The organism is Peribacillus sp. P4_D6 (genome assembly GCF_056401795.1).
Genome location: NZ_JBFUIQ010000057.1, coordinates 1 through 24,894, shown reverse-complemented (window position 1 = coordinate 24,894; position 24,894 = coordinate 1). Strand labels below are relative to the sequence as shown.

The following is a 24,894-nucleotide window of genomic DNA, read 5'->3' as shown; positions in this document are numbered from 1 at the left end:
CTTTATCTCCTTGAGCGACAAGTGCTTCGAAACCTTTGCCTTCCAACTTAACTGTATCGATCCCGACATGAATCAAGATTTCACGTCCAGCTTCGGAAACGATACCTATTGCATGTTTAGTCGGGAATAAATTAACGATCGTACCGTCCACAGGAGAAACAACCAACCCTTCCTCGGGTACAATTGCAAATCCATCGCCCATCATTTTTTCAGCAAAAACTGCATCAGGCACTTCCGTGATCGGTTTTAATTCCCCTTTAATAGGAGAAACAAAGCGCTCGGAAACTTCATCCGTTCGTAAAGGTTTCGGGACGACATCCTCGATTTGCTTTTCCACACCTACTTCAGGAGACGTTTCTACTTTACGAGGCCGTTTTCCATCAATGATATCTTTCATTTGCCCCTTGATCGTTTCTGAACGAGGTCCGAAGATAGCCTGGATGTTATTGCCCACTTCCAGAACTCCAGCGGCACCAAGTTTCTTCAGCCTATTTTTATCAACGTTACCGATGTCATTGACCGATACACGAAGACGGGTAATGCAAGCATCCAAGTGAGAAATATTTTCTTTTCCGCCCATGGCATCCAAGATATCCCCAGGAAGACTTCCAGCTGTACTTGCAGATCCTTCGGCTTCCTCATCCTCTTCCACTTCACGACCAGGAGTTTTAAGGTTAAACTTCCTTATCGCAAATCGGAATCCAAAGTAATAGATAACCGCAAGGACTAAACCAACCGGAATAACAATCCATGCATTGGTTTGCGGATTGATTAAACCAAACAGTACGTAATCGATCAAACCACCCGAGAACGTCATCCCGATTTTCACGTCCAGTAAATGCATGGTCATGAATGATAGACCGGCAAACAGACAGTGAATCCCGAATAGTATCGGTGCAACAAATAAGAATGCAAATTCAAGTGGCTCAGTAATCCCAGTCAAGAATGATGTAAGTGCTGCAGAAGCCATCAATCCCCCGACTATTTTCTTTCTTTCCGGTCTTGCTTCATGATAAATGGCCAAAGCTGCAGCTGGTAACCCGAACATCATGAATGGATATTTACCAGTCATGAAGGTACCGGCCGTTAAATTCTGTACGCCATCTTTAATTTGTGCCATGAAGATGGCCTGGTCTCCTCTGACTGGCGTTCCCCCTCCTTGAGGGATATAGCTGCCAAATTCGAACCAGAATGGAGAATAGAAGATATGGTGCAATCCAAAAGGAATCAGCGCACGTTCTACAACCCCAAACACGAAAGCTCCAAGTGTCAGGTTAGCACCCAACATATTTTCGGAAAATGAATTTAACCCCGATTGAATCGTCGGCCAAATCAAAATCATTAACAACCCAAGAATAACTGCGCTTGCAGCTGTTACAATGGGTACAAAACGTTTACCTGCAAAGAATCCTAAATAAGAAGGCAGTTCAATTTCATAAAACTTATTATACATAACAGCAGCCATGACACCGACGATAATACCGCCGAACACACCTGTTCCCAACGTCGGGATTCCCAGAACATTGGTATACACCGCACTATTGTTCTCAATGTCGGCAGCGTCAATGCCAAGAACAGTTCCCATCGTTACATTCATAATCAAGAAACCGATAATCGCCGCAAGGCCGGCAACACCATCTCCACCAGCTAACCCAATTGCGACCCCCACAGCAAACAACAAGGGAAGATTCCCAAAAATAATATTTCCGGCATTCTCCATTACCGATGCGACCATTTCCACTCCGCCACTCGCAAGAAACGGGGCGATATCCAATAAAGTTTCGTTTTGCAATGCATTACCAAACGCAAGCAAAATTCCGGCCGCTGGTAAAATGGCTACAGGAAGCATCAAAGCTTTACCGATTTTTTGCAAAACACCAAACAACTTCTTAAACATAGGTTTTCCTCCTCTTTACTGTTTTTCCATGCTAATAAAACGGTTACATTTACGATGGTATTCATCTTCCCACGCATCAGAATTCAAATACAAAAAAGGCATAAGCAAAGATAGGATTGAAATGAAAATTCAGGTATATAATACCCTCTTTCATGACAATCATTCTCCTCACTTATGCCTGATCGAATCAGTAACACGTAAGTTAATGTATGTTTATTTAATTTTCTTTTGTAATCGTTGGATATGCATCGTTAGATAGACAGCTTCCGCATCACAAACCGGTTTGCCTAATTTCTGCTGCATAATTTTTATTAGCTTCCAAGAGATATTGTAACACAAAGGATATTCTTCTTTCAATAGCATTGCTATTTTTTCAGGTTCCTCTACTTTTTCCCCAGCAAGCACCCTGTCTATCATGAATCTTAAATGACGGACCAAACGTGAATAGTCTATGCTATCCTTATTAATTTTCACATTGAGCTGTTCTTCAACAACTTGGATAAGGTGATAGATTAACTGCGAATGCTGATTGACTTCCGATAAGTCTTTATTTGATATTGCGCTATGAATATGAAGCGTAATAAAACCGATTTCCCCTTGGGGCAGGCCTATGCCTGTCTTATCTTGAATTAATTCTACTACATCGACAGCAATATCATGTTCAAAAGGATAAAGGGTTATCGTTTCTTTCAAGAATGGGTTTTTGATAGTCATTCCTTGTGAAACACGCTGAAGGGCGAACAATAAATGATCTGTTAAACCGACATGTATATGTTCATTTAACTTTCCAGTAACCCGGTCATTAATGAGATGAATGGATTCTATAATGGCTGCTTGAAGATTTTGATCGATTTGCGGCAACAGTTTTTTGTAACTTTCCTGTTCCTTAACATTTTTCAGGACAAACGTTTTCTCCGCTAGTTCCGGACTCAACTCTTCGCCTTTCTTTCGGTTGAAGCCTAAGCCCTTTCCAATAGTAACGACTTCTCCATACGACGGATGCGTGGCAATCACCACATTATTGTTCAAAACCTTTTCAACGATAAAACCATTCATTTTTCTCCCTCTTTTTTTCTCAAAGTCATCCCTATGCCCCATACAGGATAAAGTACTTAGTACTTAGTACTTTTACTATACACGATATGAGCTTTCTCTTACAACATGAAAGAAGAGCCCCGAAATCAGGACTCTCCTTACTTACTTGCATTATTACTTCAAGAAAATGAAATATAGCAGGAAGACGACTCCAAGACCCCACATGATCGGATGAACCTCTTTTGCTCTTCCTTTCATCGACATAGTGATTGGATAGAAGATGAATCCGCAAGCGATACCTGTCGCAATTGAATATGTCATAGGCATCATGATGACCGTAAAGAAGGCCGGAACCGCAATTTCGAACTTTTGCCAGTCAATATTTTTAAGTGATGATGCCATTAATACTCCGACTATAACCAATGCCGGCGCAGTCACAGCAGATGTCACCACTGATAGAAGCGGGAAGAAGAAAAGGGATAGGACAAACAGCAACCCTGTCACTACAGCCGCAAATCCGCTTCGGGCACCAGCAGCAACACCCGATGTGGACTCTACATAAGATGTCGTGGTGGATGTACCAAGAATTGCACCTGAAACGATGGATAATGAATCAGCAAGCAATCCTTTACCCACTCTAGGAAGAACATTATCCTTCATCAATCCAGCTTGTTGTGCGACAGCCACCAGCGTACCGGCTGTATCAAAGAATGCTACGAACAAGAAGGTCAGTATCACGATTAACATTTGACCAGTGAAGAGATCACCGGGATTTCCAAAGGCATCGAACGCAACCCCGAATGTAGGCGCTATGCTAGGAACGGCACCGATTATTTTGTCCGGCACCGGAACTTGTCCAAAGATCATTCCTGCAATGGCTGTAATGACCATTCCTATGAACACGCCGCTTTTGACGCCTCTCGTCATCAAAATGACGGTTACGACAATTCCAAACACAGCCAATAAAGTATTTCCTGATGTCAAATCGCCCAGTCCGACAAGAACGCTGTCATCATTCGTGATGATACCAGCATTCTGAAACCCTACAAAAGTAATGAATAAACCGATACCGGCTCCAACTGCGTATTTCAATTCGACTGGAATTGCATTAATGATTTTTTCACGTATTCCCGATAGGGAAAGTAAAACGAAGATAATACCTGAAATCAATACTCCTGTTAAAGCCGTCTGCCAAGGAATTCCAAAGCCAAGCACAACGGTAAAAGCGAAGAAAGCATTCAATCCCATACCCGGCGCGAGCGAGATTGGATATCTGGCTATGAGTCCCATTAATATCGAGCCGATTGCGGCTGACAATGCGGTTGCGGCAAAAACCGCTCCGTAGTCCATTCTTAATTCATCCGGATAGTCCTCGATGCTTTGTAAAGTCAGCATTACAGGGTTTACAACCAGGATATATGCCATTGAAAGGAAAGTAGTTAGTCCACCAAGTATTTCACGGCGATAATTAGTTCCCAGCTCGTTAAACCGAAAATAATTTTTCATTATGAGTCTCCCCCATCATAAAATCGTGCCAACAGAAAATGCCCCATTCGCTTACGAACGGGGCTTGACTGCGGTCATGTAAAGAAGTGGCGGTTTATTTATACACGCCAATCCTTCCACATCGTAGTCAAGCCGTTCACGGCAGCTTGGTAGAAACTTTTGGGCCATATCCCCAATATTATACGACAATTATGTTTTTTTATTATTATAGGTATAGTGTATCAGTCACCAAAATAATCGTCAATATACCCAACGAATATTTTTTATGTAATTTTAGGCAATGTTCGCGTTTCGCTATATATTCCTTAATTATCATGGCTATATCTTCGCCAACATACGTAAAATGTAAGTAATCTACATATTCAAATACTATTTCAACAAAAAAATCAGTGAAGGTTAATTCCTTCACTGATTGGATGGTTTCAATCTACTATTCCCACTCGATCGTTGCAGGCGGCTTAGACGTAATGTCATAAACGACGCGGTTTACATGGTTTACTTCATTAACGATTCTCGTTGAGATGATTTCAAGTACATCCCATGGGATTCTTGCCCAATCGGATGTCATTCCGTCAATGGACGTAACCGCACGGATTCCAATTGTATAGTCATACGTACGTGCATCGCCCATTACCCCTACGCTACGAATGTTAGGAAGCACCGTAAAGTACTGCCAAATTTCGCGTTCCAAACCATTTTTTCTAATTTCTTCACGTAAAATATGGTCAGACTCACGGACGATTTCAAGTTTTTCATCTGAAATTTCGCCTAATACACGAATACCTAAACCTGGACCAGGGAATGGTTGACGCCAAACGATTTCGTCCGGAATGCCCATTTCACTTCCAAGTGCACGCACTTCATCCTTGAATAGAGTGTTCAAAGGCTCAATCAATTTAAATTGCATATCTTCCGGCAGGCCGCCAACATTGTGATGCGATTTAATTGTTTGTGCAGTGGCCGTACCACTTTCAATAATGTCTGTGTAAAGTGTACCCTGTGCAAGGAAATCAATTCCTTCGAGCTTTGTTGCTTCGTCATCGAATACGTAGATGAACTCGTTACCGATGATTTTCCGTTTTTGTTCCGGATCTGAAACGCCAGCAAGCTTCGATAGGAAACGTTCTTTTGCATCGACCTTGATTACGTTCATATTGAAGCCTTCCCTGAATGTTTCCATTACACCTTCGGCTTCCCCTTTACGAAGTAATCCATGATCAACGAAAATACATGTCAGCTGATCGCCAATCGCTTTATGGATCAATACAGCAACAACGGATGAATCCACCCCGCCGCTCAATGCGCATAACACTTTTTTATCTCCGACCGTTTGGCGGATTTTCTCCATCTCGATTTCAATGAAGTTCTCCATTGACCAGTCACCTTTACAGCCACAAACGCCGAATACGAAATTTTTCAGAATGTCATTACCGTATACGGAATGACGGACTTCTGGATGGAATTGCACGGCATACAATTTACGTGACTCGTCACTCATAGCCGAAATTGGGCAAGACGGATTCGTCCCGTCAATTTGGAAACCTTCAGGCGTTTCCACCACTAAATCACCATGGCTCATCCAGACGATTTGTTCTTTTGGCAGGTCGCTGAATAACTTCGACTCGTTTTGGATGGCAAGTGTCGCTTTTCCGTATTCACGGTTCTTCGCTGGTTCCACCTTACCGCCAAAATGTTTGGTCATAAGCTGCATGCCATAACAAATACCGAAAATCGGAAGACCCATTTCGAATATGCGTTCATCACAACCAAATGCATTTGCATCATAAACACTGTTCGGGCCCCCTGAGAAAATGATTCCAGTCGGGTTCATTTTCTCAATTTCTTCTACAGTAATTGTATGAGGATGAAGCTCACTGTACACACCAAATTCACGGATACGACGAGTGATCAATTGATTATATTGGCTTCCGAAATCAAGTACTACGATCATTTCCTGGTTTTTTTGCAATTCTGTTTTCCCCGGCACAAACGTCACCTCTATCAATGTAATTCACTCATAAAATCGAGTGATAATTCTTATAAAAAATATTATCATAAAAAAAGAAAAACTAAAAACCCACCCTCAAAAATACAGAAAAAGTACAGACGAAGGCAGATTTTCAGCTTTCCTGTTAAAATCCGCCTTCATAGTCAAATCATTTACGGTGATTCGGTAGAAACTTTCGATCCATATTATCGAGGATATATGAAGGATATATTAGTTTAAGTTAGTTTTTGTTATTGTATCAATATAATAAAAACCTGGTCAAGAGCTAGTTTTTCTCATTAAGCTTTCCCAACCCTTTTGAAAGTGTTTCCATTCCCCATCTTCCGCGTCTCCACGATATATCATTAACTCGTATCCAGCCGTCAATTCACTCATCTCATCTGTAGCGTAAACTGCATCCACATAGGCGGCGTACTCCCTTAAGGTTTGCCCCTCCGGCCGAACTAAACCAGCCCGTTTTAATTGTTTCAATAATATTAAATAAGCTGTCGAGAAATGAGCATCGGTTTTCTTTCTATAACGAAGAATCTGCAGAAGAGGAATCCACTTCCTTCTGAGGAAATAACCGATAGAAGCAAAAATCAATCCACCTGATAATGTGATTACAGACCATTTTAAGAACTCTACCATGTTCCCAAAACCCGTTTTCACGGAGGATTGAGTTTCCCTATCTGGTGTATCCTGGCGTTCCCTGGCCTCTTTCTTTGTTTGCTCTTCATTAGTCGGGGTTTCTTCAGGGTTCTTGATTGCTTCCTGTTTCAATTCCGAATCGTAAAATTCAACTTCCCCATTGAAACCCTTTGTCGGCTCGAAGGGAACCCAGCCTATCGCTGAAAAATAAACCTCGACCCAGGAATGTGCATTATTATTGGTCACCTTATAAACGGATTCGCCATCAAGGATTGATTTTTCCCCTTCGGTATAGCCCTTTACCCATCTTGCAGGTATATTGGCGGCCCTTAGTAATACGACCATGGCAGTTGAAAAATTATCGCAATACCCTATCTGTGTCTCGAATAAAAATTGATCGACATAATCTTGATTGCTCTCTGGATACGGAATATCGTCCTTGGAATAAATGAATTCAGCTCCGTCAAAATAATCCTCAATGGCTTTTGCTTTATCGTACCAATTCGTTTCATTGCTTGTAAGCCGGGAGGCCAATTCAAATATCCGGTTTGGCAATCCCTCTGGAAGCTGAGTGTTTTTTTCCATTAATAAATCCATGGAATCGTCGGGTTCCGTCACCTTCCTTAACTCAGCTATATCAAAACTTGGCATATCATAAACCAGTTCATACTCTTTCATGGAAAGTCGTTCGCCATTACCCTGTTCGGAAATAAATTTGTCCATCTCCTGATGATATTTGAAATCCTGCCCGTTTTTCCCCTCGATCTTTTTTACATACCCGGACTGCGGATGAAGGATATGTGAATATGATTCCGTCATGGATACTTTTGCGGTCATTTCTTCAGTCCTCACCAATTCAGGAACGTCGTAAATATCTAACGTTGCCATATCCTGCCCGTTGGAAAAAGTGTGAAATTCCGTTTCCGGTATGGAAACCCACCCTTTACCGGTATAAATATTCTTGTTCTCGACTTTCCAGTAATGTCCTGCAGGAGCATTATTATAAAAAACGATGGAACTATCCGGCTCTATCGAACCGCCAAGATCCGAATCGTCTTCATCATATCCGACACTTTTACGCTTCGAATCACCGTCTTCTTTCACAGCTTTATCAGAATAGGAAGTAATATAAGGCACCGGGTCCGGCCACTGCGGGGAAAGCTTTGGGGCGGCGAAACCGACAAGGACACTTACCAATATCATGCCGGTCAGCATCAAGATCCACTTATTGATGGAAGCCATCGGAAAATTAATCCTCTCCTGTATCGTTAGCCGCAGCAGGGAAAGCAAGCCGAGCATCAAAAACCCAATGATGATGATTCTTATCATTGCACTATCCCCCGCATAAGGAGTGAATGTGTCGAGTACAGATATAAAAATCACAGTTAACATAAAAAAGAAAAAGATGCTTTGCCTCACCATCACCCAGTAATGGATCAAATATGTCACAAGCCAAAGAAGGATAAAAAATAGAAACGTTCGAAATGGATTTGTGATCAACTCCCAATTCCCATCATATATAAAACCAAGATTGCCCTTAAAATCCGCTAGAAACCCTTTCAGCCATGACAATTGGTATAAAGCCTCTTTTGAATGGAGGAACTGTAATGAAATCATTATATATGCACTAATGAGAATAAATCGGATTGACCAATGCATGCGGAAATAATGCAGCAGCAGGGAGTAGAGCAAAAATAAGATAAAAATGATGAGATTACCTGTATCGGTGAGTCTATCGACAGGCCTCAACCATTCAGTAATCAACAACAGACCAAATACATACATGAGGACGTGCATGAACTTTTCCAATTTTCCGGTAGTGACATTCATTTCGCCATCACCTCCGATCTGCCAAACTTTAGTTGGTGATGTTCAAAAAAGCTAACCTTTATCCCCCTCGAAACAGCAGCAGAGCTTGACAGCCTTTCTTCATCAGTAAGATCTGCCTGTTTCTTCACGCATAACATCAATCCCTGATTAGGCCGGAAAGCACTCAATATGTCCACCTTTTCTAAGGTTAAGTCTGAAACGATGAATATCACAGCAGCGTTTGCCGGAAGAATTCCCTTCCGGACATTTTCGTTCAATGTGTTTACAACACCCGGCTTTTCTTTAGCAAGCCGGTAAAAAACCTTTCGTTTCTGTTTGTTGCCTGCTGCTGCCGGTATGATTAACCTCGAGCCCCTACTCACATACCCAACTTCCATGCCCTTCTTTAACATGGCATGGGCAAGGGAAGCCGCCATTTCAATGGATTCTTCGAATAAATCCGACGGCTTTTCATCAAGCATGATGAATACATCCCGGTTTTTCTGCACCTCGAATTCCTTCGTCATGATTTCACTCGTCCTGGCAGTCGCCTTCCAGTTAATCCAAGACAATTGATCGCCTGGCTGATATTCCCTTACACCGGAGACCACTGAATGTTCCCGTTGTGTTTTCTTTGTTGAGACCACTGCCCCCTGATTGAACACTCGATCAAGATCACTGTAGACAAGCTCGTGATAACGAGGAAAAACGGTTATTTTCAAAGGTGAACTATATATCGCTTCTTTTTCGACCAGCCCGATAAAGTCCCCAATCCAAAAGCGGATCGATTGAAACGAATGCTCTCCCCGCTGCAAGTTTTCCAAGGTATATGACATGCTGAAGGTACGCTTGAATCCCGGAAAGATAATTATTTTCCTTTGTAGTCCCCTATCTTCCATCTCCTGAGGCAATTCCTCCTCTACCACCATAAATAATAGGGGGAGCCGGTTTTTACGCGTAAACGTCAATGCTATCTCAACGGATTCACCAGCCCGGCATTCCCTTTTATTGACCTTTCTCTCAACGGTAAAATCATGCAGCGGATAAAACAGCAGGATCAAAGCGTACACAGAAAACGGCAAAAATGAATAAAAAATGAACCAACTGACAAAACCGCCTTGAAACATTGCATAGCAAAAGGAAACGGTCATGAGTAATGCAAGTCCGATCACACTCATATTTCCCCTTAGAATGTTGATGAATCTTCGCATTAGGTTACAGCCCGCTTCACAGGCACTTTTGTTGTAGCGACAATTTCATGTATCACCATTCCAGCATCGAAGCCCTCATAATTCGCTTCCGGCTTCAAAATAAGCCGATGGGAAAATACGAATGGCACTAAATATTGAACATCGTCAGGCAGGACATAGTCCCTGCCCTGGATCAGCGCGTAAGCCTGGGCTGCCTTCATCAATGCTATCGATCCACGAGGGCTCACCCCTAAGTAGACCCCTTCATGTGAACGTGTTTGATTCGCCAATTCAACAATGTATCGTTTTATTGTGTCATCCACTATCACCGCTTTTACCTCAGCCTGTAATTCTATCAATTCATCCAAGGTGATGACGGATTCCAATTCCTCTAGCGGTGCCGTGTATTGAGCCCTATGAAGAACCTCTATCTCTTCTTCCATACCTGGATAGCCCATTTTCATTTTTAATAGGAATCTATCCAATTGAGCCTCCGGCAGCGGATATGTTCCCTCGTACTCGATTGGATTTTGTGTAGCCATTACGAAAAAGGGCTTCTCCAATCCTCTTGTGACACCATCAATCGTCACACTTGCCTCTTCCATCGCTTCAAGCAATGCAGACTGGGTCTTCGGCGAGGTCCGGTTTATTTCATCGGCTAAAATAATATGGCCCATTATCGGACCTGGCCTAAAGATGAATTCTTGTTCCTTAGGATTGAAGATCGAAACGCCAGTAACATCCGAAGGAAGTAAATCTGGCGTGAATTGAATTCGCTTGAAGCTTGCACCTATTGATTTTGCCAATGCCCTTACCATGACTGTCTTTCCCACACCCGGAACATCCTCCAATAAGACATGTCCTCCGGAAAGGAGTGCTACGATGCTTAGTTCTGCTATATCCCGTTTTCCGATAATCACCTTTTCGATATTCCCTAGAACCATTTCCAGTTTTTGATTGACCTGCTTATAAATCATTCTCTACCTCCCGGGATTCACATTATCACTATTATTTCATGTCTTCTCTATATCACGCATTTTACATTAAGACCCAATTGAACCTTACATTGTAAGTTTACTAGATAACCGGAAAACCATAAACGAATTTGTTCTAAAAATATTATAGTGGCTTACTGAAAAAGGCAGGGTTAACTGTTTACTAAGTGAATATACCAATGATGACGTCCATTTGTTTAATGAAAATGTCCTGTCACGCCATGGACCAAGGATTGGTGAAGCTGTTGAACTCGCAGACTGTTCATCCTGACTTGTTCAAATAACTGATACGCCAATAAATCGGCACATCGCAGTTTGTAGACAAAAGGATTTCGGAATTAAAAAATTCCGAAACCCTTTTGAAATTCCATTTTTGGCAGTTAAGAGAATTGGGCCGGGAAAAGCGCGTTTAGGAAGACCCCGCAGGCGCAAGCCAAGGGCGGACCGCCCCTGGAAAGCGAGTGCCTGGAGCGGAGATCAACGTCCAAATTTGTACAAGCCCATAAATAAACGGCAGGCGAATTCCAATAAATCGTCCACCTTTTCATAATTTCACGCTCCTGTCATCAGGGCAATGAAGCCACGCCCTTCCGATTTGTATATTCTTAGTAAACTTCTATTCTGTCTTGTTTATGCTAAAATGAATGCAATCCACTCCTAAGATATTAGAGGTACTGATCATGTATAAAAAATTCTTCATTTTGATCTTCGCAGCCGCCCTTCTTTTAGGGCTTATTAAAACCGTTATGGATATGTAGTGAAAACAGCCCGATTCCTGAGGGGAATCGGGCTGTTTTCATTTTCGTTTAACCTCTCCATTCAGCTTCCCCATTTTCGGGATAAGGATAAAAAACAAACAAACGACCAAAAGTGCCAAAACGATGCCGAGCAATATCGTCAGGTCAAAATTAAGCGAAGGCTCTGTTTCTTCTTCGTTTCTCGTTGGAATGTGGACCTCCGAGAATAATCCAAGCTGTTCTGATTTTGAAGCGATGGTATTATTTTGATTCTCCATTACAGGAGACTGAAACAGTGAGTCCTTCACCGAGTCAATGGCATCATATTTCCCTCTTTCAAAAGTGAGGTCCTTTTGTTCTTCAGGCAGTTTCCGCTTCTGTTCCAACAATCCTTCTTCATGGAAATACTCCGTTTGAATATCAATATCGTTCTCTTGATATTCATTTGGCTCCACCATCGGTTCCTCTTCCGCCCCGCCATGAGGTGCATGGCTAAAAAACAGGATGAGCAAGACAGGCATTACGTATTTATTCCACTTCATGGGCCATTGCTCTTCTTTCTGCAAGACGCTTCACTATATATGGAATGACCGTTGCGATAAGTGTCAGTACAATCAAGATGATACTAGCCGGAATGAATGCCGACTGATTACCGAATTGAATGGACATGTATACGTCCGCAACAGGGTGGTCTACATTGAAATTAGGCATGATTAAATCCAATAATGGAATGGTAAAGAAACTGATCAAACCAATCACCAGGATAGCACCGACAAACGGCCCAATCGAGAAGGCAAGTCTGGTAAACGCTGAACAGAAGAATAAAAGCAGGACGGTGAAGACGGTCCATTTAATCTCCTGCATATCTCCCAGTGGATAGATCTTCAAGCCATACATGCTGATGATTAAACCTACGATCAGATTCAATAAGGTAAACAAGGATGCATGGACCATCATTGGAATGGCTTCATAATGATGCAGGAAGAAACCGATCAATATCCCAGAAATGAGTATGATCACCAACATGACGATCGGTGGGATATTAACCTTTTCCTGATGAAGGACTTCCCCGCTGATTTGTACGGGATTCGCTAAATATTCGTACACATACCCGTTCTCCTGATCATCAACTAAAGTGTTGTTCAAGACGCTATATACGTCCGTCTTGATTTTTTCGGTTGAGTCTACATTTTGGGACCAATTATCATTAAGCTGATCGGCCCTTTCCTGTACGGACCCCACTTTCGCTTGCAGGTCTGCTGTATCCTTCGTGACCGTTTCCTGTCTTTCCGCTACAGAATTGACAAGCTCGGAAATGAAGCCGACCGTTGTTGCCGTATTGTCTTGAAGTGATACAAACATTTCTCCATCAAGGTTAACTGGCGGTTCGGCCTCCATCTCAGGAACTTCCATATCATCCGACAAATTGGCAGACACTTCTTGAGCCTTGCCGGTAATTGCCGCCAATTCAGCTAAAGTGGCTTTTTGTCCCGTTTCAACGTTAGCATCATATTCTTTCATATACCCCATAATGGAATCCGAGAACATCCCGAAGTTCTCATTGACTCCTGCTAAACTGGCTTTAACGAGTTTCGCTTCTTCATCTACATTTCCGGAAACCCCATTTTTCAAGTTTTCCAATTCTCTTATATTGGCTGCAAATATCTTATCTACATTTGCTTCGGTGACTCTTTCAGCCAATTCACCATAAGATGAGAGTGAACCGTAATAGGCAAGGAGGGTAGTTGAATCCCGATTGGTGATAGGATTCTCGAAGGCCTTCACAAGCACCGCTCGCCTTTCCCCCCCCACTTTTTCCAGAAGTGACTGTTCGAGAGTCTTGATTTCTGCGATGGCCTCTTCGATTGTCATGCTCTGGATGTCCTGTAATTTTTGAATATCTTCCTGTGACTTTTTCCATTGGTCACCTAAATCCTTATAATTCGTGCCGAGTTCATTATAATCAGCTTGTAATTCCGTAAACTGCGCCAGCAGGTCATTATATGAATCTACCAGTGTATTAAACTCCGTTATCACTTGGTTATAATTCCCCGTTCTGTCGCTTACCGTTCCGCTGAGATTATTGATTTCCGTTTGGAGTTCCGCTGTAAGGATGTTGACTTGTTCAGCAGCTCCTTCACTTCCTTCTGCCGGCACCAAACTTTCAAGTGCCGTGTTGATCCCATTGATTTGATCCAGCAGTACCTGGAGAGACAGTTCATCAATCGGGTCCTTCTTGTCAGGTGCAGCAGCTGATTCACCTTTTCCCGTATCCGTTTCAATATCCTCTATAGGCGTCGTTCCTTCACCTATATCCTCCCCATCACCAGAGCTGCTTGCAAGATTTCCTCTTTGCATAAGCAAGGTTGACTGAAGGTTATCAAGACCCGCCTCTTCCGATTGTTTCAATTGTTCAATCGAGCTTTGTTGATCTTGGGTGATTTTCGTAATTTGTTCTACTTGTTTGTCTTTCATGCTTGTTGAAAATTGTTCCAATTCATTACTGCTGGAATCAAGTTTCTGCTGCATGATTCCAACATTTTCTCTAATGCCTTGATCATTAAGGCTGTATTTCGTATTCATCCCTTGCTGAATCTCTGGTATAGATTGATTCCCCTCATTCAGCACCTTGTCGTATGACTGCACACTCTCCATGACAAGCTGCTGATTTTGGGCAGAGGCCTTCTCAAAAAGGATACTTTGAGCTTTTTGATATTCCTCAAAAGAAACAACATCTTTCACAAATGAAGCCATTTGAGTCTTCGTGTTCCCTATTTCATCCATTGTTTCAGTACTTGTTTTGCCAGCATCTTTCGTCTCGGCAAAAACTCCTTCAAGCATGTCCTTATGCTGCTTGATTTCGCCTGCAAGACTTTCCGAGCTTGGAGTATAGAACTCATACATCGTGTTTTGAAAAGCGATTTCTTTAGCAAGGACATTATCGAACTTCTTACGGATGTCCTCGACCGATTGGGAAACATAGCTCCAATACTGTGTTGAAATATGCTTATTCATTTTGCTCTTTGTTTTCTCTAATTCCTTTTGTACCTTTTCCATGTTTTCTGCATTCAAACTAGGTTGTACCTTGTACTTTATCCCCGCCTTGACAGGCTGTTCATCATCGAACGTATAAATATTCTCTGAAAAATCGGATGGGAAATATATGACTGCATCGTACTTTTCATTTGCAAGTCCACTTTCCGCCGTACTTCTATTTACCACAAACCACTCATATTCAGAATCCTTGTCCAGTGTAGTAACAAGCTCTGAGCCCATGTAAATGGGGTTATTGTTAAATTCTGTCCCATTATCTTCATTTACAATGGCGATTTCACGTGAAGCCGTTTCTGTCTTTTTCATTGGATTTTGGCCAATATAAGAAAAAAACAAGATTGGCAGCGCTAAGATCACCAGTATTTTACCGATTAACAGCATCGGTTTTATTTTTTCAGACACTTTCTTGCACTCTCCTTCTTTCTTCACTTAGCGGAATTTGGATTTTGCTTTCCTGGCCATTCAGCACAAAGTATCCGTAACCCGGCTGTATTTCTTCTTCTTTTCTGGAATAGGAGAGGGTGTACAAGCTTTGGTCCGATTTTTTAAGAAGCAAAACAGCCTGTCTGACTTGTTTCAGTTCGGTTGTCAACGAATCATACCCCTTCGTGAAGTCGTTGGCATTTCCAGCGACAATCAGACTAAACCCAAGATGGCTGTATTGTTTCATCAAACTGCTGATCCTATCCTGAATCCTGCCGTCTATCGTTTGCTGGATCCTTGAAATGCTATCTATGACAAATATGACCGGTGGGAATTCCAGTTGCTTCATCGGTTTCAATTCCAATGCCGCAAGATAACTTCGCTCACGTTCTTCAAATATTCCAGTGATATGATCAAGCCATTCGGTTATCCTCTCTTTTGTTTCCACATAGCTCACCTTCTCCTCAAAAGCATAAGAAGATAGGCCGCGATCCACTCCGTCAAATAATCCAATTTCGCCGACCGCCTGTGTAAGCAACGTTTCCAGCAGCACTTTAAGGACATTCGTTTTCCCTTTACGTGACTGTCCTACGACAAGCAGGAATGGATTGGCATTCAACTCCACGAATACAGGTGTAACGCTTTCCTCTGAAAGCCCGATTGGAATGGCATCCTTCTTAATGGTTTGTGAGCAGTAACTCTTGAAGCTGCTGGAATCAAGTCGTGCCGGTAACATCCGAATCGCCGGCGGTTTGTCCATTTCCTTATATTTAACCTTATGTTCTGCCACAGCTTGTTTCATTTCTTCCAAAACGGCTATATCATCCGCTCCATCGGCTGGTAAGTAAATCTGGGTGAGGTAGGTTTGGTCCTTTTTCACCAACGCCCTGCCAGGAACAGGTTCATTTTCATAAGGGGTTCTCCCCAAAACTGAATATTTTTCCGAACTGTCCATTAAGTAATGGACGACCTTCGTCTTAAGGCTATTCATTAACGGCTGGCGAATCGCATTGATTCTCGTTGCCGTTAAAATCATGAAGATTCCAAGTGATTGTCCATCACGTGCAAACTGAACGAATTGGGCTTCCTGATCCTGCATCTCATCCTTCACTATGTCAAAATTGTCGACCACGATATAAATAATCGGCAATTTATCTTCCACCAATGCATTATAAAGCTTTATGTTACTAAGCTCCTTTTCAGAAAAAAGCTGCTTACGCCTTTCCATTTCCGCCTTCATGAATAACATGAATTTTTCAATTTTCCTTAACTCATCAAACCTAAAGTATTCCCCAGTATGAGGCAGCTGGCGTATTGGGAGTAAAGCGCTATTCCCGAAGTCGAAAATATAATAATGCAGTTCTTCAGGACTGAATTGATCTGCAAAACTAAAGAGAAGTGTCAAAACGGTGGTTGACTTGCCGTACCCGGAAGAACCAAAAACCCCTATATTCCCATCATCAATCCAGTTATAGACATAATTGGTCTGGCTTTGCAATTCGGGCTCATCCTTCATTCCCAGGTGGAATTGATTCATCGTCAGGCTTCTTTCAGGGTTTCTTGATAAACGATCTGAAAGAGGCGGCAGCCATGGGCTTGCCAACTTCTTAATCTCCATTTCTTCCTGTATCGCCACAATTCGATCCKCCACGGCTTCAATTTCACTAATCTTTTCTTTCCTCATATTAGTGACCTGTTCCGATACATTTGAGATTTGAACAAGACCGAGGTCTGTGACAAGTGCCACTTCATCCTCAGATCCAACCGTATCCTCTAAATATGGGGCACCGCTCCATGCAGACTGGAACAATTCATAAACCTCGTTATTTCCAACCTGCAAATATCCCCGTCCAGTGACAGTAATATTTGCTGCATCGCTATTTTTAAGAATTTCCTTACTATCACTGGCATCCTGCACTTTCAAGGAAATTTTAAAACGGGCATTGCTCCAAATCTGGTTATCAATTACACCGCCCGGCTTTTGTGTAGCAAGAATTAAATGAACTCCCAAGCTCCGTCCAATTCGCGCCGTACTCACTAATTCGCGGATGAAATCGGGTTCTTCATTTTTAAGTTCCGCAAACTCATCTGATATCAAAAATAGGTGCGGTAACGGTTCATCCGCTTTGCCTTCTTTGTATAGGTCCGTGTAATCGTTGATATGATTGACTTCGTATCGATCAAACATGCGCTGGCGCTTCTTCAATTCACTATTGATGGATGCTAGTGCCCTGGCACTGAAGTTCTTGCTTCCCTCAATATTCGTAATGACCCCCAGCAGATGCGGAATCTGCCTGAATGGCTGTGCCATTCCCCCGCCTTTATAATCTATAAGCAAAAAGGCAACTTCATGCGGATGATAATGAACGGCTAATGATAGGATGTAGGTTTGCAGTAATTCACTTTTCCCCGATCCTGTCGTTCCGGCAACCAATCCATGGGGGCCATGCGCCTTTTCATGCAAGTTCAATTCAACCCTATCCGTTTTCCCTTTCAATCCAATCGGAACTGCCAAGGATTTGGAAGACTGATTGGTCCGCCAGTTTTGGCTGATAGGCAGCTCTTCCACTTCACGAGCTTTCAATAATTCAAGGAATGAAACCGTTTCTGGTATGGAGTTGTTCATGCCTTTTTGATGGTCTAATGAACGGAGCGTACGTGCATAACGCTCATTTCCTTCTTTTGAATGTGCATCAAGTTTAAATGGAGTATGAACGGCCTTCGTTTGCTGGATGAGAATCTCACCCTCAAAATCATTGATGTACTTCACAAGCGTATGGACATTTTCCGTCAAACTTTCTTTTGCATCCGCTGCAAAAATCGTCGAGATACCTAAATCGTCCGTTTTACCTTCTAAATATTCCAATATGACATGTTCAGCTATTAAATTACGATCCGTGACAATAAAGACAAAGTGGGGAGTGAATCGCACTTTCCCTTTGTTCTCATCCAAATCTCTTTCCCTCAATAGCTGATAAATCGAGGTCAGGAGCTGGTCACGTGATTGCTCATTATATATAAATCCTTTTGCATAGGCATGCGGCAATTGAAAATGAGGGAGCCATTTCATCCATTCCCATTCCTGATAATCCTTTTCCGGAAAGATGGCGACAAATCGAACATCATGATAACTATGAAAAAAGGCCAGTTGCCCAATCAATTGCTGCAGCTCTCGTTTAACAATCGATTCCTTTCCGACCAGGCCCATCGATCCGCTTGATAAATCGATCGATAACGGAAGATCTTCCAGGTTTTTGTATACATCCACAAGTTCCTGCGACTGCTCAAGTAAATCATCTATATCCCGATTGGACATATCGCTGCTATTTACCGACACTTGATAACTTGAGGGTATGGTCGCCGTTCCGATCTTAAAGTGCAGGGCATCTTCACTTTCCAGAGTTCGTTCCCATATACGATCACTAATACTATCAGTTAGAAGCTTCATCCTTTCAAAGGAAGGGTAATGATAGAACAGCACATTCTTTTGTTTTTCAGACAGCTCTTGCAGTTCTTCCCTCTTCTGCTCTAGATACCTGGTATATACACGTTGGCGTTTTTCTTCTCTGAATTTTTGCTTCTTTTTGTCTTTAAAGTATTGTACCGTCGAGGTAACTAAAGTCGTCGTGAACATCACAATCGATATGATGATGAAAATGCCCCGCGGCTGAATGACCGTGATGACCCCCATGACGATCAGCATCATTAAAGGCGGCATAAGGATTAACCATAACCCTCTATTATTATCTTCCGCTTCTTGGCTCGGAAAAGAAATCGTCACTTTCTCATCCGGCAATTCGTAGATCATCCTTGGTGTCCGGCGATACTGTGGATAGTTTTTTTTCATTTCAGAGATTGGCTTCTTCATTTTAGCTAATGATGTTTCATGACTTTCGGCGCTATGAATCATCAATAAGTCGCCTTCAATCAACCTCAGCACCATATGCGGCCAGCAAACCAGATCACCATTTTGAATGGGAACAGGCTTCGTTACCCTTTCACCGTTCAGGAATATCCTGCTATTTCCCACTGGCATGAGGTGCCACTGCCCTTTATGCAGCACAAGGGAAAAGTCATTGCCGGAAACGGGTCCTTCTTTACGGATGGTCGCTCCCGCCTTGGCCGATAAAGTGATTTCTTTCAAGTTGCCTATATAATAGAGGCTTTCTTCCAATTCCCCTGACGTATAAAAAATCTCGACCGTTTCTTCTCCTTCTTGAAAGGTGAAGCTATGGAATGGCTTTACATCGCCAAGCTTCTTGTCCTCTCTAAACACCTCATATTCATCAAGTCCCTCATTTTTTTTCAGCTTGATAGGACCTTGTTCAAAAGGAATGGAATAAACGGTGATCGTATCCTGTTTTGATGGCCCAATCGAAATTGGACCGTTATGATTATCCTTGATCGTAAAGGATTGGTAGGTACCACTAGAATAAATCCATAATAAACTCATTAAATCTCACCTCCGCAAAAGGCCCATTGCTCACTCTTTGCTTTTCTCTTTTTCTTCAGTTGATTTTTTGGAGGAATCCTTACTTTCTTCTTTTCCCCCAGAAGCAGGTTCATTTTCCGCTTCTTCTTTTACAGCAGGTTTTGCTTCCTCTGCGCCTTTATCCTCTATATTCGAGTCTGTTGCAGCAGGGTTCTGATCTTGCTGTTCCTCCATTTGCTTATCCAATTCCTTTTTTTCCTTTTCATATTGGGATAGCTCGGTATCGACTTCTTTAATTTGCGTTTCCTTTTCTTCCCCAGATAGACTATCGTCCAACTTAATCTGTTCTTTCTGGTTTACCAGCCCGTACATAATCAATTCGCGATCCTCCATGATTCTCGCCAAATCGATCGCTTCCTCGCTCATGCCCCTGCCTATATAAATCCAATATAGGAGATACTGACTATCCGTTTGCAAAGAGATTGCATTTTCCACATTTTTCCTAGCCACTCCCTCCAACGGTTCATAAGTGACGTAGGACTTCGCCAGTTCATATTGAACGACATATGGCATCTTTTTCGGATCGTAGTTTTCCAAACGGTCAATGACTTCACTGTATTTTTGTTTTAAGAAGCTTTCACCGCTTTCTACATATGCATCCTGCTTAGGTTGGGAGAAGAATAGTGTGTAAATCGCAAACAATAGCAGTGGCACTAGAACGATCACCGTACCCCAAAGTGTATAACGGCCCGTTTTCCATTTCTTTTCAGGAATATGTACAAATGCTTTTTCTTCCTTCTCTAAAGCTTCTATCCGGTTTTGAATGACCGTGGAAAGTTCATCCCAAGTCCCTGATGACAATATACTTTGTGATTCGTTCGATAGTTTCAGTGTTTTATGGTAAAGCAGATACTCTTCGAATGTATGCTGCCCATCCACAAGCGCCGAAATCGTTGCCTTCGTTTCTTTAAATAACTCATCTTGATTATGCTCATAAGGAGGCAAACTGTCTTTTACCCCATAATGCAGGAAATATGGGGTCAAGCTTGAATCAAAAACGATATTTTCCGGACAAACGACTAGTTGCAGGCGATTCAATTCATGATTCCTTATTTTCTTTTGGATTTGATAAGACGATAACCATTTACTCAATGGATTTTTATCTTTAGCTTTGGAAAAAACAAAAAAAGAGGCTGGTGGATTTACTCTGATCTTCACCTCGTCCTCTGTCACTTCTATATGTTTCTGGAGAGCATCATCCGCTTCATGAATAAGCTGTAATTCCAGTGGGTCCTGCATCGGTAGTTTTGCCCGTTGGAAAACGAACGAATGCCCCTTATCATCCTTCATCATTGCAGCTTCTGTTTTTTTCTCCAGATATGGTTTCTCATCCATTTTATGTAACTCCTTTACCCCTGCTAAAGGGCTTTAGACTTTTTTCCTATAAAGAGTCCACACTTATCCATTAGAGGATCTCAAGGCGGTCCCCCGTCGTAATTCCGCTATCAAGCAGGGTTTCATAACCTGAACATACGAACTCTTTATTCTGGACCCGCACCCAATAGCCTTCTTTAGGTGCACTGGCAATATCTTTTACCTGCCATATTATCTCCACAACCTTCTTGATGGAGCGGTAATTCGATACTTGCAAATCAAATACTTCCCCTGTATACCTGTTTAAATCGATCGTTAGTTGAATATATATGGAATCCACCTCTTTCAAAGCAAAAAAGCACCACGATCTTCAAAAAGAGTCGCGGCGCTTTTTCCTAGAAATTCTTTTTCTCATTTACCTAATGATTATCCGCGAATTTGACTAGCAATCTGATTATCTGTGTCTTCAAGGATTTGAGCTGATTTATTCAATTGTTGAGAAACTTCATTCAACAAGCGAGCCATATCCATGAATGAAGGCTTTAATTCTTCGTACTGACCTACGAAAGCCTCACTGGAAGAACCTTCCCAAATACCAGTTAAATGATCTCTCATTCTATCTAAACGACCAATCATATCAGTTACTTGTTGGCTCTCATTATCATATTGTCTAGCTACATCTTTCAGTTCCGAAGGTGTTACGCGAATTTGTGACATAGAAAAAATCCTCCTTTTATCTTATATAGTACATTTTAATAGAACCATACATTTTCTGCCATATAAATAAGCGCAAAGTCGAAAAATGGTAAATTATAATTATGCAAAAAAACCTAAATATGGCATTATGAAAGTCTATGTACCTGTTTTCCCACACCTTTAAACCCATTTTTTAATTATTTTTTAATATTTTACTTTTTTATGGTAAAAAAAGTACCTTATACCCAAAATTCCTGAACCATTATCCATTAATATGGTTTTCACCATGATATTAGTGACTTTCGACTTTCTTTTCTACGAAATTAATCAAACGTTTGATTAAAGTCTGAAAAGCAATTTTATGATTGATTGAATATAAACCATTTACAAAACATAATGAATGGAGGACCTTTTTTACCATGCTACTTTCAACTTTATTTTGGCAGGTATCCTTGTCATATAGCGAGAATCGATATATCCAACAGAAACAGGCCAGCTCTTGCCAATGATTTTTTTGGAATATCCTTCATGCTACATTCATGATTCAATTACGTTGCTTAATCATATAACCCGTTCCAAAAAGTGTTTCAAAAACCGCTCACTTTCCACATTCGTACAGACACGGATTCTAGGTTCGCCATCCTTTTGACCGATTGTCCTGCCTGCTTCTTCACCCTCGGTCACCACCTTGACGTTCATCCATTCTGTCCTGACAAAACTTGAATCAATCGCAACCCCGACTGCAAGTGGATCATGAAGGGCGCAACCACCCAAACCTGGATGGGAGTTTTCATATGCTTTCATATAATAATCGGTCATTTCCGCTAAAAATTCGGCGCTTTCCTTACCAGTGGCACGCCAATCATCAAGCTTCGATTTCAGTAGGTATGTTTGCAGCGTCACATCAAGCCCCACTAGGGTGATCGGCAGTCCTGAAGTCAATACCTGATGTGCCGCTTCAGGATCTGATATTATGTTCGCTTCAGCATAAGGGGTTACATTTCCTGGTACATTTACGGCACCGCCCATTATTACGACCTCTTTTACAAGCGACATGATCATCGGCGCTTTATTGATCGCCAATGCGATGTTAGTCAGTGGTCCAACTGCAATGATCGTAATTTCATGCGGTCGGCTTTGCACTTGATCGATAATGAAATCTGCTGCATTTCCTTGTGATGCTTTGATGGTTGGTTTAAACCGAAGGGTATTTCCTAACCCGTCTTCCCCATGAACATGCTTGGGATACCGCTTCTTCCTTCCGCGTACCAAAGTTTGGTCAGCACCTTCATATACCGGTATGCGCCTATTTAATTTCTCCAAGACGGCAAGTGTATTACGGGTCGAATCAACAACGGGCACGTTACCAAAGCAAGTGGTGAATCCGAGCACTTCCAATTCAGGGGAATTTAAAGCATATGCCATCGCCATGGCATCATCTATCCCCGTATCTACATCAAATATGATTGGTTTCAATATTTCCACACCTTCCAAAATCACTTTTTGCTTTATCAACTCATTGCTTCTCTTATCTCTTCCTTATGTATAAAGAAACACTGTTATCCAACTGAATTTTAACATTCAACGATAGCCCAGTTCCACAGAAATTTAGGAATACTCATAATTCACAAACAAATGACAAGTACAGTCGGTACTTGTATCTACCAGTAAAAAAAGTTGACCGCCCATAAATATCAATGATATAAAAAGTGAAAAGAAGAAGTTGTGCCACGAACTAGTTATAAATACATGCGTTACGAATTTATGATATCCAAGGTGGAAAAAGGATGAAAATGTTTAAGTTGATTGAAGATGTTCCATCTGCGTATAAAAAAGGGACAAAATTCTTTTTAATATCGCATTCTGAATTCATTGGCGTGAAAAGTTATGTATTACTGGCAGAAGATTTAAAAGGAAAGATCGAAGTAACGGAAGAGGAATTGAGGAGTAAATTCGTTACCATACATTGATTTAAAAAGCTCCATTTGGTTAAGCTGGAAGCTGCTTAGCCAAATGGAGCTTTTCCTTTCCAAGCCGCTGGGATTGAACCGGCGACTGAAAAAAATGAATATGCGGAAGGAAAGGACATATACATTATGGTGAATGTTTTCTTAAAAACTATGATTCTAATGAGCCGGAAATTTTCATCATATTCTATCCCACAGCAGGAGAAAGCATTGTTAAAGTCCATGAAGTTCATTCATATCCTATTTGGTATGGCTTCATGGGGCTGATTCATATATCTCTTACAAATAAATGCATCTTAGAACCAGAAGCTCCCTTGGCCTTCTATTTTATTGTTTTTTTGATTCACACCATCGCCATATAATAATCAAATTTCAATAAAAGAGAGAAGTATTCGCGTATAGAGATGAGGCGCCTCCAGAATGTAAAAATAGGATGTTATCCTCCGGCTTAAAGATGCCCTTTTGGATTAAATCAATGAGTCCCGCTGCCGCTTTTCCCGTATATACCGGATCCAGCAAAATCCCTTCCGTTCTTGCCATAAGCTTGACGGCTTCCACCATTTCAGGTGTAGGCAAAGCATAACCCGGACCGACATACTCATCAAAGCACGTAACAGCCTCACGAGGAATTGAATTTGGAATGCCGATGTGTGCTAAAGTTTCTTTAACTAACTGATAAACTTTCTCTTCTTGTTCAGCTTTTCCTCTGCTTACGTTTATTCCAATTACTGATATTCCACTTTGGTTTCCATGAAATCCGGCCGCCAAACCAGCATGCATTCCTCCGCTTCCGCTTACACAAATAACAGCTTTCAAATCAATTCCTTGGTCAAAGGACTGTGCCAAGATCTCCTGTGCGCAAGCCACATATCCCGTTGCACCAATGACATTGGATCCCCCAACCGGAATGATGTAAGGACTATGTCCATTCTCTGTTACCTCTTTAGCCACTTTTTGCATTTCTTGCATTAAGTCAGCTCCATTAGGCACTACTTTGATTTGTTCAGCGCCTAATAAATGGTAGAGAAAATAGTTACCGTTAAAATCCGGTTCAGAATTTGAAAGGCCCTCTTCCAACACAAGGATGCATTTCATTTTCTCTTTAACCGCAGCAGCTAGTGTCAAGCGGCAATGATTTGAT

Annotated in this window: 16 protein-coding genes and 2 riboswitches; of the genes, 1 reads left to right on the top strand and 15 read right to left on the bottom strand. The window is 41.8% G+C overall.

Annotated features, from left to right (window positions below):
- The 14 genes from ptsG to AC1DVB_RS16395 form a co-directional block, all read right to left on the bottom strand.
- On the bottom strand, window positions 1–1,897 hold a 1,897-nt coding region (gene ptsG / locus AC1DVB_RS16460), incomplete at its 3' end, for a glucose-specific PTS transporter subunit IIBC (RefSeq protein WP_477590045.1).
- 213 nt (window positions 1,898–2,110) lie between these two features.
- Entirely contained in the window at window positions 2,111–2,953 is an 843-nt protein-coding gene (glcT, locus tag AC1DVB_RS16455; RefSeq protein WP_034306152.1) for a glucose PTS transporter transcription antiterminator GlcT, read from the bottom strand.
- Between the two features lie 153 nt (window positions 2,954–3,106).
- Window positions 3,107–4,438, bottom strand: a complete 1,332-nt coding sequence (locus AC1DVB_RS16450) for an NCS2 family permease (RefSeq protein ID WP_034306155.1) — start codon at window positions 4,436–4,438, stop codon at window positions 3,107–3,109.
- A 104-nt stretch (window positions 4,439–4,542) separates the two neighbouring features.
- Window positions 4,543–4,644: riboswitch (purine riboswitch) on the bottom strand.
- A gap of 224 nt (window positions 4,645–4,868) precedes the next feature.
- Window positions 4,869–6,425, bottom strand: coding sequence for a glutamine-hydrolyzing GMP synthase (gene guaA / locus AC1DVB_RS16445; RefSeq protein ID WP_034306157.1), 1,557 nt, complete (start codon window positions 6,423–6,425; stop codon window positions 4,869–4,871).
- Window positions 6,426–6,566: 141 nt separating this feature from the next.
- Window positions 6,567–6,668, bottom strand: a riboswitch (purine riboswitch).
- A gap of 36 nt (window positions 6,669–6,704) precedes the next feature.
- On the bottom strand, window positions 6,705–8,906 hold the full coding sequence (locus AC1DVB_RS16440) for a DUF4129 domain-containing transglutaminase family protein (protein ID WP_328118620.1): 2,202 nt from the start codon (window positions 8,904–8,906) through the stop codon (window positions 6,705–6,707).
- Window positions 8,903–10,063, bottom strand: a complete 1,161-nt coding sequence (locus AC1DVB_RS16435; protein WP_230134873.1) for a DUF58 domain-containing protein — start codon at window positions 10,061–10,063, stop codon at window positions 8,903–8,905. Before AC1DVB_RS16435 ends, AC1DVB_RS16440 begins: the two co-directional genes overlap by 4 nt.
- A 32-nt stretch (window positions 10,064–10,095) precedes the next feature.
- Window positions 10,096–11,052 carry an AAA family ATPase gene (locus AC1DVB_RS16430; protein WP_057276062.1) on the bottom strand — a complete coding sequence of 319 codons (957 nt, stop codon included), beginning with the start codon at window positions 11,050–11,052 and terminating at the stop codon, window positions 10,096–10,098.
- Between the two features lie 814 nt (window positions 11,053–11,866).
- Window positions 11,867–12,349 carry a type VII secretion protein EssA gene (gene essA, locus AC1DVB_RS16425; RefSeq protein ID WP_230134875.1) on the bottom strand — a complete coding sequence of 161 codons (483 nt, stop codon included), beginning with the start codon at window positions 12,347–12,349 and terminating at the stop codon, window positions 11,867–11,869.
- Entirely contained in the window at window positions 12,336–15,263 is a 2,928-nt protein-coding gene (gene esaA, locus AC1DVB_RS16420) for a type VII secretion protein EsaA (RefSeq protein ID WP_477590041.1), read from the bottom strand. The genes essA and esaA overlap by 14 nt, the downstream gene beginning before the upstream one ends.
- The gene (gene essC, locus AC1DVB_RS16415) at window positions 15,256–19,737 is read right to left on the bottom strand and encodes a type VII secretion protein EssC (protein ID WP_477590040.1); all 4,482 of its coding nucleotides are present in this window, start codon (window positions 19,735–19,737) and stop codon (window positions 15,256–15,258) included. Before essC ends, esaA begins: the two co-directional genes overlap by 8 nt.
- A gap of 30 nt (window positions 19,738–19,767) precedes the next feature.
- Window positions 19,768–21,111: a type VII secretion protein EssB gene (gene essB / locus AC1DVB_RS16410; protein ID WP_057276066.1), complete on the bottom strand. Its 1,344-nt coding sequence runs from the start codon at window positions 21,109–21,111 to the stop codon at window positions 19,768–19,770.
- A 70-nt stretch (window positions 21,112–21,181) separates the two neighbouring features.
- Window positions 21,182–21,421 (bottom strand): ESX secretion system protein YukD, encoded by a 240-nt coding sequence (gene yukD / locus AC1DVB_RS16405; RefSeq protein ID WP_053537134.1) that lies wholly within the window; start codon window positions 21,419–21,421, stop codon window positions 21,182–21,184.
- A 95-nt stretch (window positions 21,422–21,516) separates the two neighbouring features.
- Window positions 21,517–21,807, bottom strand: a complete 291-nt coding sequence (locus tag AC1DVB_RS16400) for a WXG100 family type VII secretion target (RefSeq protein WP_034306171.1) — start codon at window positions 21,805–21,807, stop codon at window positions 21,517–21,519.
- Between the two features lie 540 nt (window positions 21,808–22,347).
- Window positions 22,348–23,262 carry a nucleoside hydrolase gene (locus AC1DVB_RS16395; protein WP_063592684.1) on the bottom strand — a complete coding sequence of 305 codons (915 nt, stop codon included), beginning with the start codon at window positions 23,260–23,262 and terminating at the stop codon, window positions 22,348–22,350.
- 311 nt (window positions 23,263–23,573) lie between these two features.
- Between AC1DVB_RS16395 and AC1DVB_RS16390 the strand changes: the two genes are divergently transcribed.
- The gene (locus tag AC1DVB_RS16390; RefSeq protein ID WP_034306173.1) at window positions 23,574–23,756 is read left to right on the top strand and encodes a hypothetical protein; all 183 of its coding nucleotides are present in this window, start codon (window positions 23,574–23,576) and stop codon (window positions 23,754–23,756) included.
- A gap of 369 nt (window positions 23,757–24,125) precedes the next feature.
- Here the strand turns inward: AC1DVB_RS16390 and AC1DVB_RS16385 are convergent.
- Window positions 24,126–24,894: D-cysteine desulfhydrase family protein (locus tag AC1DVB_RS16385; RefSeq protein WP_477590037.1), on the bottom strand; the 769-nt coding region annotated here is incomplete at its 5' end.

Bases quoted from the DNA above. Each gene is read 5' to 3' on its own strand.
- glcT (WP_034306152.1), bottom strand. From the start codon at position 2,953: ATGAATGGTTTTATCGTTGAAAAGGTTTTGAACAATAATGTGGTGATT.
- AC1DVB_RS16450 (WP_034306155.1), bottom strand. From the start codon at position 4,438: ATGAAAAATTATTTTCGGTTTAACGAGCTGGGAACTAATTATCGCCGT.
- AC1DVB_RS16440 (WP_328118620.1), bottom strand. From the start codon at position 8,906: ATGAATGTCACTACCGGAAAATTGGAAAAGTTCATGCACGTCCTCATG.
- AC1DVB_RS16435 (WP_230134873.1), bottom strand. From the start codon at position 10,063: ATGAGTGTGATCGGACTTGCATTACTCATGACCGTTTCCTTTTGCTAT.
- AC1DVB_RS16430 (WP_057276062.1), bottom strand. From the start codon at position 11,052: ATGATTTATAAGCAGGTCAATCAAAAACTGGAAATGGTTCTAGGGAAT.
- essA (WP_230134875.1), bottom strand. From the start codon at position 12,349: ATGAAGTGGAATAAATACGTAATGCCTGTCTTGCTCATCCTGTTTTTT.
- essB (WP_057276066.1), bottom strand. From the start codon at position 21,111: ATGGATGAGAAACCATATCTGGAGAAAAAAACAGAAGCTGCAATGATG.
- AC1DVB_RS16400 (WP_034306171.1), bottom strand. From the start codon at position 21,807: ATGTCACAAATTCGCGTAACACCTTCGGAACTGAAAGATGTAGCTAGA.
- AC1DVB_RS16390 (WP_034306173.1), top strand. From the start codon at position 23,574: ATGAAAATGTTTAAGTTGATTGAAGATGTTCCATCTGCGTATAAAAAA.